This window comes from Nocardia farcinica (assembly GCF_001182745.1).
Lineage (GTDB): Bacteria > Actinomycetota > Actinomycetes > Mycobacteriales > Mycobacteriaceae > Nocardia > Nocardia farcinica.
The window spans coordinates 157,665-169,203 of the sequence record NZ_LN868938.1 but is presented as its reverse complement, the minus strand read 5'-3'; the positions used below and the strand labels follow the sequence as shown (position 1 = coordinate 169,203).

Below are 11,539 nucleotides of genomic sequence, written 5' to 3'. Positions count from 1 at the left end.
GCTAGGAAGTTGCCGCTCGCGCCGAATCTGCCCGACGACGGGAATCGGCTATGCCCGTGGTCATAGCCGCCCGCCGGGCGGATCGGCCGTACGGCTGATGAATCGCGGCGACCGTCCCGGGAGAATCGTGGAATGCCCGATATTCGCTCTACCGCGGCCCACCCCGTGGTCTCGGTCGTGTCCGTGGTGGCGCTCGCGGTGGTGACCGCAGTGCCCCAGACCGGGCTGGGGACGGCGCTGCTGGTCACGGTCGTGGCGTTCCTGGTCGGGCTCGGCCCCGACGGCGTGCGTCGGGGGGCGGCGGCGCTGGTGCTGTTCGCGCTGCTCACTGCGGCCGGTGTCGCGGTCGGCGCGGTCGACTGGCAGGCCGGCGCCGCTGGTCTGCCGTCCGCGCTCGCGCGGGCCGGGGTGCCGTGGTTGATCGGCGTCGCGTTGCGGCTGCGCGCGGAGGTGAACCGGCAGGCCGCCGCACGCGCCGCCCAGGAGCGCCGGCAGCGACGCGCCCGGCTGCATCAGGAGCGCGACGCCGAGCGGCTGGCCTTGGCCGAGGCGCTGCACGACGACCTGGGCCACGCGTTGAGCCTGGTCGCGCTCACGCTCGGGCGGCTGGAGGTCGATCCCACCCTGCCCGCACCCGCGCTCGCCGCGGTCGGCTCGGCCCGGCGCGAACTGTCCACGGCGGTGGCCCGGCTCGGCGCGTCGGTGGTGTCGCTGCGCGACGGCACCGCACCCGGGCTGCCGCGCCGCGACGACCTCGCCGACCTGGTCGCGCAGGCCCGCCGCGCGGGCGTCCACCTCACCGGTGAACTGCCACCGGCCGCGCGGCTGGCCCGCTTCGATCACGCGCTCCTGACCCGGGTGCTACGGGAAGCGCTGACCAACGCGACCAAGCACGCGCCGGGCCAGCCGGTGCGCCTCGCGGTGATCGACGACGGCGACGAAGTGTGCCTGACCGTTCGGAATCCGGTGCCCACCCGGAGTCGGGCGGCGGGATCCGGCACCGGGCTCGCGGCGCTGCGCAGGCACGTGACGGCGGCGGGCGGGCAGGTGGACATACACGACGACGGCGCCGCGTTCGGCGTGCAGGTCCGGCTCCCGGCGCGCACCGGCCCCGCCGACGATGCGGACGACGAGACCGTCCCCGGCCCCGCGGAATTCGCCGCCGACGATCCTGCCGACGACCTCGACGACGACACCGTGGAGGCGAGGCTGGCCGCCCAGGCCAGGCGGCGCGGCCGGCTGATCCTGGCCGCCGCGGCGGTGGCGGTCGTCGCCGCACTGGCCGTGGTCCAAGCGCTGACGACGGCGCAGGCCCGGCGGGCGCTGCTGCCCGCCGAGACCTTCGCGCAGATCCGGCCCGGCGACCCCCGCGCGCGGGTCGAACCGATGCTCCCCGAGCACGACCTGCCGCCCCGTCCGCCCGCCGACCCCGGCACCGACTGCCGTGACTACGCCGTCACCGCCGACATGTTCGACGACGCCGCCGGTGACGTCTACCGGGTGTGCTTCGCCGGTGCGGTGGTCGTGTCGACCCGGCACATCGTGGCCGGTGGGCGATGAGCCGACCCGCGCCGATCCGGGTACTCGTCGCCGACGACGAACCTCTGGTGCGCGCGGGCGTGACCGGCATCCTCGGCACCGACCCTGGCATCGCCGTGGTCGCCGAGGCGGGCACCGGTCCCGACGCGCTGGCCGCCGCCCGCGCCCACGCGCTCGACGCCGTGGTGCTCGACATCAGGATGCCGGGCCTGTCCGGGCTGGAGGTGCTGCGCGAACTACGCGGCGCGGGGCACCCGGTGGGGTGCCTGTTCGTCACGACCTTCGGCGAGGACGACTACATCGCCGAAGCGGTACGCCTGGCCGCCGACGGGTTCGTGCTCAAGTCCGGCGACCCGCGCGAGCTGATCCTGGGCGTGCATGCCGTCGCGTCGGGCGGGGCGTTCTTCTCCCCGGCCATCGCCCGCCGGCTCCTCGACGGTCGACCCACCGCCCGCTTCGACCGGGCGGTGGCCGCGCGGCGCCGCTTCGCCGCGCTCACCCCGCGCGAGCAGGAGATCCTGCGGCTGGTCGGCCGCGGCTGGTCCAATGCCGAGATCGCCGCCGACCTGCACCTGGCGCCGGGCACCGTCAAGGTGCACGTGTCGTCGATCCTGCGCACCACCGGCGCCCGCAATCGGGTGGAGGCGGCACTCGTGGCCGTGCACGCGGACGAGCTCGACACCCCCGGAGATCCGCCGCACCGCAATTGCTGAGCAATCGGCGCGGTCAGCGGCGTCGTCGGCCCGGACCCGGTGGCGCCAGCAGGGTTTCGACGAGTTCGCGCAGCCAGCGGTGGGCGGCGTCGGCGGTGTTGCGGGAGTGCCAGGTCAGGCCGACCGGGATCTCGGGGAGCGGGAGCGGGATCTCGAACGTGGCAAGGCCGAGCGCCGCCACCGCGTCGGCGGCCAGGTGCGCCGGTGCCGGGCAGACCAGCTCACCACCACGCACCGCGAGCAGCGCCGACGGCAGGTCGGGGACGGTGGCGACGACGCGGCGGGTGCGCCCGTGCAGGGCGAGCCGGTCGTCGATGGGCCCGCGCGGGCGGCCCTGCCGGGTCACCGCCAGATGGGCGGCGCCCGCGTAGGCGGCGACGGTGACGCGGTCGGCGTCCAGCGGATGACCGGGCGCGACCACGCCGACCAGCCGATCGCCGAAGACGCGATGGACGACGATCTCCGGATCGGCCGGTTCGAGCACGCCGACCGCCAGATCCACCCGGCCGTCGCGCAGGTCGGCCGCCCCCTTCCCGGCGTCGGGCAGGAAGCGGATCGTGACGCCGGGCGCGTGGGCGCGCACCGCACGCACCAGTGGTCCGGCGAGCCGGGCGAGCACGAGGTCGTCGGCCCGCACGGCGAAGCCGCGGGCGAGGGTCGCGGGGTCGACCCGCCCGCGCGGCGCGAGCACCGCGCGGCCGTGCTCGACCAGCGCCGCCACCTCCGGCCGCAGGGCCAGTGCGCGCGGGGTGGGCACCAGGTGGCGGCCCGACCGCACCAGCAGCGGATCGTCGAGCAGCCGCCGCAACCGGGCCAGCGTGCGGCTCATCGCCGACGGCGAGGTGTGCAGCCGGCGCGCCGCCTCGGTCACGCTGCCGGTGTCCAGCAGCGAATCGAGAGCAACCAGAAGGTTGAGGTCGAGGGGCGCCACTCCCGGATTATCACAGACGCAATCATCGATCCCCGGCATTGCGCTCGGCGCAATCGGCGGCGCCCTCCGGTTGCAGATGCGCCAACAGCAACTTGATCAGCAGAACCGGCACGAACCACGCCACCGCGGCGGGCACCGCTGCCGCCGCGAGCACGACCGCCAGCGTCAGCGTCGTCACCGTGAAACCCACCGGGCGCCGGTACCGCAGCGGTGTGGCGAGCACGATGCCCGCGGCGACGAGCGTCGCGAGGTACAGCCCCGCCGCGGTGATCCAGCCGAATCCGGGCACCACCCACGCCACCAGGAAGGGCTGCACGTGCACGGCCACGAACGCCAGGTGCCGGCCCGCGCCCTGGCCGGGCCGATGCCACCACCGCTTGGCCGCGTCCATAGCGTTGACCGTCGCGCCACCGAACAGGTCGAACGCGACGACGCCCAGCACGAGCACCGTCAGGATCGACCACCCGGCGCCGACACCGGCGAGGACGGCGACGAGCGCGCCCGCCGACGCCGCACCGTAACCGAGCAGCCGCTCCCCCGCGGACGCGTCGGGCGCCACGAGTGTGTCGTCCAGCCGCCGCAGCACCGCGCTCATGCCGGCACCTCCCGGCGCAGGCCGTGCACACAGAGATCGACGATGGTGTCGGCCAGGCCCTCGACCGGCAGCACCGGATCGATCAAGCACTGCAACAGGCACCCTTCGATCACGCCGACGACGGCGGTCGCGTGCCCCGGCCCCACGCCGGGCCGCAGGTCCCCCTCGGCGGCGGCCGCGGTGAGCAGGTCGGTGACGGCAGCCCGGTATTCGCCGTAGACGCGCGCCATGTCCAGCGGGGCGGCGCTGTCCCCTCCCCGGCCCACCGACCACAGGTCGAACAGGATGCGGGCCGTCTCGCGTTCTTCGGTGAGCAGCACGAAGGTCGAGCGGATCAGTTCGGCGAGCCGGTCGAGCGCGGGGCCCTCGGCCGTGCGGGCGCGGCGCATCCCGGCGGCGGTGCGCTCGGCGAAATCCTCGAAGATCGCGCGCAGTAGGTCCTCGCGACTGTCGAAGGCGAGATAAACGCTGCCCTTGGCGATCCCGGCGGCCGCCGCGATGTCCTCGACCCGGCTGGCGGCGAAGCCCTTCCTCGCGAAGACGCGGACGGCGGCATCGAGGATCTCGGCGCGGCGGGCAGTGGTGTCGACTCGGCGAGGGGACATGGACACTCCTATGACTGACTGGTCAGTCATTATTGCACGGCGGCCGGCCGGTGTCGACACCTGAGCGTTCGCCCGGCACACCGACGCGCCGGGCGGACCGACCGCCGGGTCAGGCCTGACTGTGGTGCGAGTGCCCCTGGACGACAGGCTCTTCCGCGAGCGGCGGGACCGGCGGGGCGGCCCGTTCCGCCGAGCGCTCGCCCAGGCCACGGTAGGCGCCCGGCCGCACCGGGCGGGCCCACTGCGCCAACCGGCTGCGCAGCGGCAGCCGGAACTTCAGGTCGGCCAGCATCTCGTCGATGTTGTGCAGGGTGAACGGGGTGATCGTGGTGCCGTGCGCGTGCCGACCCCCGGTGCCCGCCGTCATCCAGCGCAGCCGCTCGTCGATCTGCTCCTCGCGCTGTGCGGCGGCGGGGAGCCGGAGCTTGCCCGCCAGCAGTGCGGCGATCCAGTGCGCTCCCACCTCCGCACTCAACGGCGCGAGCACCGAGGAGTTGTAGCCCGCGAAGCTGATGTTGGGCACCTCGGTCGGCAGGATGTTGCGGTAGAGGCGGAAGTTGCCGTCCTCGTCGGTGAGCCTGCGCTGGATGTAGGGCGTCAGGAAGGGCACCCGCTGGTGGAAGCCGGTCGCGCAGACCACCAGATCGGCGGGCAGGGTCCGGCCGTCGGTGAGCTGTGCCGCGGGCGGGCCCGGCCGACCGGACAGCTCCGCGACCTCGACATCGCGCACCACCCGGATCGCGCCCGCCGCCACCTGCTCGTAGAACCCCTCGGTGGCGATGCCGACGGTGCTCTCCGCGATCACCTCGAACCGGCCCTCCGGCACCAGACCGAGCTCCCGCAGGCCCAGCTTCTTGACCGTCATCTCCTGGATCACGTCGAAATCGCTGTCGCGGAAGGTGTGCCCCGGCCCGTGCAGGAACCGCTCCGCGCCGCGCGGGGTGTGGTAGCGGAAATGCGCCTCGCCCAGACGGCTCAGGAAGAGCCGTTCGAAATCGATGCCGAGGCCGAGCTTGCGCGGCAGCTTCCACAGCAGCCTGCGCGCCACCACCGTGGTACTGGCGGCCACGTGGCTGACCGCCTCGGCGATATCGCACGCCGACTGGCCGTAGCCGACGATCACGACCGCCTTGCCCCGGGCGGCCTCCAGATCGAGGAAGCGCGACGAGTGCACCAGCGCGCCACCGGCCGCCTCGAACGCCTCCGCGCCGCGGTAGTCCGGCACGGCGGGATCGCTGAACACGCCGTTGGCGACCACCAGGTGGTCGCAGGTGCTGCGATGCACGCCGGTCTCGTCGCGGATCTCGAGCAGCCAGCCGCTGTCGACCGGGTCGGCCGCGGTCACCTCCGTTCCCAGGCGCAGGTGTGCACCGAGCCCGAAGTGCTGCACGTAGCTCTGCAGGTAGGCCTGCACCTGGGCACCGTCGGGCACCGCGGGATAGTCCTGCGGCATCGGGAAATCCGAGAAATGGTAGGTGTGCTTGGTGTTCTGCGGGCGCAGCCCCGGATAACGCCTGGTGGCGCTCCAGACGCCGCCGACGTCGGGGGTCCGGTCGAACACCTCGACCGCAAACCCCTCCCGGCCCAACACCTTCGCGCAGGCGAGGCCTGCAATGCCCGCACCTACGATCGCGATGCGGTTACCGCTCGTCATGGGCCCCGAGCCTACCCGCCCCGCCTGGGGGCGGCGGACCGCGGGCGCGGCCGCGGACCGGCTATCGTCCGGCATCACCACCCCGGCGTGTTGTACTGGACCGATGAGCAACATCCCAGTCACCGTCGACCGGGCCGGATTGTGGGACGCCGAGGCCCTCAGCGACGTTGCGGCGGCGACGTTTCCGCTGGCCTGCCCGCCCGGCGCGAGCGCCGACGACATCGAGATCTTCCTCGAGCAGGTGCTCTCCGGCGAACGGTTCGGCGAGTACCTCAACGATCCGGACCGCACCGTGCTCAAGGCCGTGGCGGGCGGTGAGATCGTCGGGTACGCGATGCTGGTCGCGGGCGACCCGGCGGACCCCGAGGTCGCCCGGGTGGTCGACCTGCACCCGGCGCTGGAGATCAGCAAGATGTACGTGCTGCCCGGCCACCACGGCACCGGCGTCTCCACCGCGCTGATGGGCGCGGCCCTGCGACACGCCCGCGAGGGTGGATACCCGGGCGTATGGCTGGGGGTCAACCAGGAGAACCACCGTGCCCAGCGGTTCTACGCCAAGCACGGGTTCGAGCAGGTCGGCACCAAGACCTTCACGGTGGGCCGCGAAGTGCACCACGACTACGTGCTGCGCCTGGTCTTCTGACCGGCGGACGGCCGGGGGTGGCTAGGCGGTGGCCGCCTCGAAGCGCGAGAGCGCCAGCAGCCGGGAGATGGCGCGCAGGTACTTCTTGCGGTAGCCGCCCTCGAGCATCTCCGGGGAGAAGATTTCGTCGAGCTTGGCCCCGGACACCGTGACCGGCACGCTCGCGTCGTAGAGGCGGTCGGCCAGCACCACGATGCGCAGCGCGACGGCCTGGTCGGTGACCGGGTGCACGCCGGCGACGAACACCGCGCTCACCCCGGCGATCAGCGCGCCGTACTTGGACGGGTGCAGCGTGCTCAGGTGCGCCAGCAGGGCGTCGAACTCGTCGAGCGTGGAACCCGGTGTCGCCGCGGCGCGTTCGACGAGCTCGGCGGGCGAGGTCGGTTCCGGGGCGGGCGGCAGGTCGCGGTGGCGGTAGTCGGGGCCGTCCACCCGCACGGCCTCGAAGATCGCGCCGAGCTTTTTGATCTCGCGCATGAAGTCCTGCGCCGCGAAACGCCCCTCGCCGAGCTGGCCGGGCAGCGTGTTGGAGGTCGCGGCGATGGAGACCCCGCGCGCGGACAGCTCGGTGAGCAGCCGCGAGACCAGCATCGTGTCGCCCGGGTCGTCGAGTTCGAATTCGTCGATGCACAGCACGCTGTTGGCCGACAGGCGCTCGAGGGCGTTGGTGAAACCCAGTGCGCCGACCAGGTTGGTCAGCTCGCCGAAGGTCCCGAAGGACTTCGGGGCGGGCGCGCTGTGGAAGATCGAGGCGAGCAGGTGGGTCTTGCCGACGCCGAAGCCGCCGTCGAGGTACAGACCGGCGCCGGTGACCTGCTTCTTCTTGCCGAACAGGCTCTTCTTGCCCGCCGCCTTGTGGATCTTGGCGACCTCGCGGGCGAAGTCCTCGGCCTTGCGCACCGCGGCGGCCTGGCTGGGCTCGTTCGGGTCCGGGATGTAGGAGGAGAAGCTGACCTCGTCGAACATGGGCGGGGGCACCATCTGGGCGACGAGTTGGTCGGCCGGAACCTCCGGATGGCGATCGACGAGGCGCTCTTGCATGGACGAAGCCTAAAGACGTGGTGTGTGCTGGTTTCATGCAGCGTATGCCCAATGCGATCCAGCTCACAGACCTCGACCCCGACGGACTCGCCGACCTCTACGCCTACCCCATCGGTCTGGCCGACCCGTGGGTGCGCGTCAACTTCGTCGCCAGCATCGACGGGGCCGCGACCAGCGGCGATGTCACCGCCGCGCTCGGCACCCCGGCCGACAAGCGGGTCTTCAAGCTCCTGCGCGACCTCGCCGACGTGGTGCTGGTGGGCGCGGGCACGGTGCGCACCGAGAACTACGGCGGCGCCCGCACCGACGCGGCCCGCCGCCGCTCGCTGCACGACCGCAGCCGCGGCGGCCACCCCGACGGCGCCCCGCCGCCCATCGCCGTGGTCACCGCGAGCGCCGCGCTGGAGCCGACCTGCCGCCTGCTCACCGACACGACGGTGCCGCCGCTGATCATCACCGCCGCCGCCGCGCCCGCCGACCGCAAGGAGAAACTGGCCGCGGCGGGCGCGGAGGTGATCGAGGCCGGTGAGGTGGCCGTCACCGCGAAGGCGCTGCTGGCCGCGCTGGCCGAGCGCGGCCTGCACCGGGTGCTGTGCGAGGGCGGGCCGCACCTGTTCGGCCAGCTGATCGAGGCGGACCTGGTCGACGAGCTGTGCCTGACCACCGCGCCGGTGCTGGTCGGCGGGACCGCGGGCCGAATCTCGCTGTCCGCGCGGGAGTTCCATCAGCACATGCATCGCCGCCACATGATCCTCGACGACGACGGCACGGTGCTGACTCGCTGGGCCCGTCGATGAAACGACGGCCGCGACCTGGCAGGCTGTAGCGCATGCGCTGGACCCGAGCCGCCGTGCTGGCCTCGACACTGTCGATCGTGATCGCCGGATGCGGTGCGGGCCCCTCCGATCGTCCCGGGGTCGCGGTGGAGCGGCCCGGGGTCGGCGGCGGCCCCGCGCCCGAGGAGACGACGCAGGCCGAACCGCCGCGCGCGCAGGTGCCGACCGCGGATCTGAGCTGGCACGACTGCACCGCGCCGACGCTGAACCTGTTGGGACTCGGACCCGCCCCGGCCGGGCTGGTGCTCGAATGCGCGGAGTACTCCACGCCGATCGACGCCGCGGGCAGCGTGCTCGGCAACTTCCGCAACGGCGCCGTGCGCGCCCGGTTGCCGCAGACCCCCACCGACGTCCCGCCGCTGGTGCTGACCTCCGGCAACGACCGGTCCTCCAGCGCCACGCTGGCCGGGCTCGCCGTCGGCCCCGCCGCCCCGCTGCTGGCCACCCGCCCGATCGTGGCGGTGGACCGGCGCGGGATCGGCACCTCCCAGCCGATCGACTGCCTGCCGCCCGAGATCCGCACCGGCCTGGCCGAGCACGCCCGCGGCGCCGCCGATCCGATCGCGCGGATGGCGGAACTGAGCCAGGAGGCCACCATCTCCTGCCGCGATTTCCTCCAGCCCTACGAGAGCACGTTCGACGCCGCGCACGCCGCCGACGACATCGAGCAGCTGCGCAAGCAGTGGCAGGTCGAGCACATCGACCTGCTGGGCTCCGGCAACGGCGCCACGGTGGCGATCGCCTACGCCCGCAAGTACGGCGATCACCTCGCCCGCCTGGTGCTCGATTCCCCCGAGGCCGTCGGCACCGACGCGGTGACCAGGGAGGAACAGCGCCTGCAGGGCGCCGAGGCCGCACTGACCGCGTTCGCCCAGCGCTGCACGGCGCTCGGCTGCGCGCTGGGCGCCGATCCCCGCGCCGCCGTCGCCGACCTGGTCCGGCGGGCCGACGCCGGCGAGCTGGGCACGCTGTCGGCGGCCGGCCTGCTCACCGCGATCACCGGATTCCTCGGCGCGCCGCGGGCCGATCAGGCGACCCGGGTCGCCGAACTGGCCGACGCGCTGGCCGCCGCCGGTCGCGGCGACCGGACCGCGCTGGACAACCTGGTGCTGCGCGAATCGGCGGCCACCGCCTCCGACGGCCAGTTCGTCAACCGGTGTACCGACATCCAGCAGCCCCCGACCGCCGTGCAGGCCGCCGAGCTCGCCCAGGCGTGGGGGCAGAAGTACCCCGTGTTCGGCAGGCAGGCCGCCATCGGGTTGATGACCTGCTCGGCGTGGCCGGTGTCGGCCGCGCCGCCGCTGCCCGAGGAGCTGGATCTGCCGGTGCTGGTGCTCACGGGTGTCGCCGACCCGGTGGTCGGCACCGGCGGGCAGTCGTCGGTGACCGGCGCGCTGGGGTCGGCGGGCGCCCGGCACGCGTCGGTGAGCTGGCAGGGCTGGGGACATCCGGCGCTGCCGCACTCCGGGTGCGCGCAACAGATGGTCGTCGACTACCTGGCCGAGGCGCGGCTGCCGCGCGACGGCAGCGCCTGCCCGGCATAGCTCGCGCAACCGGTACGGAATCGCGGTCTGACGGCGCGCCGAGACATATCCCGGCAACCATCGCGGCACCTGGCCGGTGTACCGTGCCCCAGTGTTCCTTCGACAGCTCGAGCCCCGCACAGCTCGCACCACCGCCGAGGTGATCAAGTTCGCCCTGTGGCCCATCGCGGTCATGACGGTGCTCAACAGGGTCTTCATCAAGGCTGTCAACGGTTTCATCACCGACGACTACAAGCCGGTCTACAACGCGTCGCTGGCGTTCCTGAACGGACGCCCGGTGTACACCGCGAACTTCGACTACGTCGATCCGCACTACCTGTACCCGCCCGGCGGCACGTTGCTGATCGCCCCGATCGCGCTGATCGATCCGGAGAAGTCGCGCTGGTGCTTCATCCTGCTCAACGCGGCGGCCATCATCCTGGCCTGGTACCTGCTGCTGCGGCTGTTCAAGTTCACGGTGAACTCGGTGGCCGCGCCCGCGCTGCTGCTGGCGATGTTCATGTCCGAGACGGTGATCAACACGCTGGTGTTCACCAACGTCAACGGCTGCATCCTGCTGGCGGAGATGGGGTTCCTGCACCTGCTGTTGCGTCGGCGCGATCTGTGGGCCGGTGCGATCCTCGGGTTGAGCATCACGGTCAAACCCACGCTCGCGCCGCTGTTGCTGATCGCGGCCGCGCGCAAGCAGTGGAACGTCTTCCTCACCGGCCTGGGTGTGCCGCTGGTACTGACGGCGATCTCCTGGCCGCTGCTGAAGGACGCCGATCAGTTCTTCAGCCGGACGCTGCCGTACCTGTTCGAGACCAGGGACTACTTCAACAGCTCGATCGCGGGCAATGCCGCCTACTACGGCCTGCCGTTGTGGCTGACCTGGGGCATGCGCCTGGTGATGGGCGCGCTGGTGGCGATCTCGCTGTGGCTGCTGTACCGCTACTACCGCGAGGACGAACTGTTCTTCGTCACCACGTCGGCGGGTGTGCTGCTCACCGCGTCGTGGCTGCTGGCCGGGCTGGGCCAGATGTACTACTCGATGATGCTGTTCCCGTTCCTCATGAGCGTGGTGCTGCGCAACTCGGTGCTGCGCAACTGGCCCGCCTGGCTGGCGGTGTTCGGGTTCATGTCCTACGACAAGTGGTTGTCGGACCGCTGGCAGAGCATCGGGCGCAACCTCGAGTACCTGCGCATCACCTTCGGCTGGACGCTGCTGCTGATCGTGGTGTTCTGCGTGCTCGGCGACCGCTACCTGGCCGCGCGCCGGGAGGGCAGGCTGGCCCTCGGCCTGGATCCCGCGTGGATGCGCCAGGCGCCGGACTCCCGCGACAGCGAGCCGGGCGCCGCGCGCGGCGACCGCGCCGAGGACGAGGTCCCGGCCGAGCCGCCGCACGCGGAACTGACCCCCGCGACCCCGCGCAACGGCGCGTAGGAGCAGAACGTATTA

Annotated in this window: 11 protein-coding genes; 6 read left to right on the top strand and 5 right to left on the bottom strand. The window is 72.7% G+C overall.

The window, feature by feature from the left end; translation table 11 throughout:
* Positions 1-132: 132 nt before the first annotated feature.
* Both AMO33_RS00870 and AMO33_RS00865 read left to right on the top strand, forming a co-directional pair.
* Complete coding sequence (locus tag AMO33_RS00870) at positions 133-1,560, top strand: sensor histidine kinase (RefSeq protein ID WP_107103073.1); 1,428 nt, start codon at positions 133-135, stop codon at positions 1,558-1,560.
* Complete coding sequence (locus tag AMO33_RS00865; RefSeq protein ID WP_060589818.1) at positions 1,557-2,252, top strand: response regulator; 696 nt, start codon at positions 1,557-1,559, stop codon at positions 2,250-2,252. The genes AMO33_RS00870 and AMO33_RS00865 overlap by 4 nt, the downstream gene beginning before the upstream one ends.
* A 13-nt stretch (positions 2,253-2,265) precedes the next feature.
* Here AMO33_RS00865 and AMO33_RS00860 read toward each other — a convergent pair whose 3' ends face one another.
* The 4 genes from AMO33_RS00860 to AMO33_RS00845 all read right to left on the bottom strand — a co-directional run bounded on the left by AMO33_RS00860 (position 2,266) and on the right by AMO33_RS00845 (position 6,037).
* The gene (locus AMO33_RS00860; protein ID WP_082668542.1) at positions 2,266-3,183 is read right to left on the bottom strand and encodes a LysR substrate-binding domain-containing protein; all 918 of its coding nucleotides are present in this window, start codon (positions 3,181-3,183) and stop codon (positions 2,266-2,268) included.
* A 22-nt stretch (positions 3,184-3,205) separates the two neighbouring features.
* Entirely contained in the window at positions 3,206-3,778 is a 573-nt protein-coding gene (locus tag AMO33_RS00855; protein WP_060589814.1) for a hypothetical protein, read from the bottom strand.
* A complete protein-coding gene (locus tag AMO33_RS00850; RefSeq protein ID WP_060589812.1) occupies positions 3,775-4,383 on the bottom strand; it encodes a TetR/AcrR family transcriptional regulator in 609 nt (202 codons plus the stop codon). The genes AMO33_RS00855 and AMO33_RS00850 overlap by 4 nt, the downstream gene beginning before the upstream one ends.
* Positions 4,384-4,492: 109 nt before the next feature.
* On the bottom strand, positions 4,493-6,037 hold the full coding sequence (locus AMO33_RS00845) for a flavin-containing monooxygenase (RefSeq protein ID WP_060589810.1): 1,545 nt from the start codon (positions 6,035-6,037) through the stop codon (positions 4,493-4,495).
* Positions 6,038-6,140: 103 nt separating this feature from the next.
* Between AMO33_RS00845 and AMO33_RS00840 the strand changes: the two genes are divergently transcribed.
* Complete coding sequence (locus AMO33_RS00840) at positions 6,141-6,680, top strand: GNAT family N-acetyltransferase (protein WP_220276479.1); 540 nt, start codon at positions 6,141-6,143, stop codon at positions 6,678-6,680.
* A 21-nt stretch (positions 6,681-6,701) separates the two neighbouring features.
* On the opposite strand, the gene zapE is transcribed toward AMO33_RS00840, so the two are convergent.
* Entirely contained in the window at positions 6,702-7,721 is a 1,020-nt protein-coding gene (gene zapE / locus AMO33_RS00835; RefSeq protein ID WP_060589808.1) for a cell division protein ZapE, read from the bottom strand.
* 35 nt (positions 7,722-7,756) lie between these two features.
* Between zapE and AMO33_RS00830 the strand changes: the two genes are divergently transcribed.
* The 3 genes from AMO33_RS00830 (at position 7,757) to AMO33_RS00820 (ending at position 11,524) form a co-directional block, all read left to right on the top strand.
* Entirely contained in the window at positions 7,757-8,518 is a 762-nt protein-coding gene (locus tag AMO33_RS00830) for a pyrimidine reductase family protein (RefSeq protein WP_060589806.1), read from the top strand.
* Positions 8,519-8,550: 32 nt separating this feature from the next.
* Positions 8,551-10,101, top strand: coding sequence for an alpha/beta hydrolase (locus AMO33_RS00825; RefSeq protein ID WP_060589804.1), 1,551 nt, complete (start codon positions 8,551-8,553; stop codon positions 10,099-10,101).
* A gap of 91 nt (positions 10,102-10,192) precedes the next feature.
* Positions 10,193-11,524 (top strand): glycosyltransferase family 87 protein, encoded by a 1,332-nt coding sequence (locus tag AMO33_RS00820; RefSeq protein ID WP_240327361.1) that lies wholly within the window; start codon positions 10,193-10,195, stop codon positions 11,522-11,524.
* Positions 11,525-11,539: the final 15 nt, after the last annotated feature.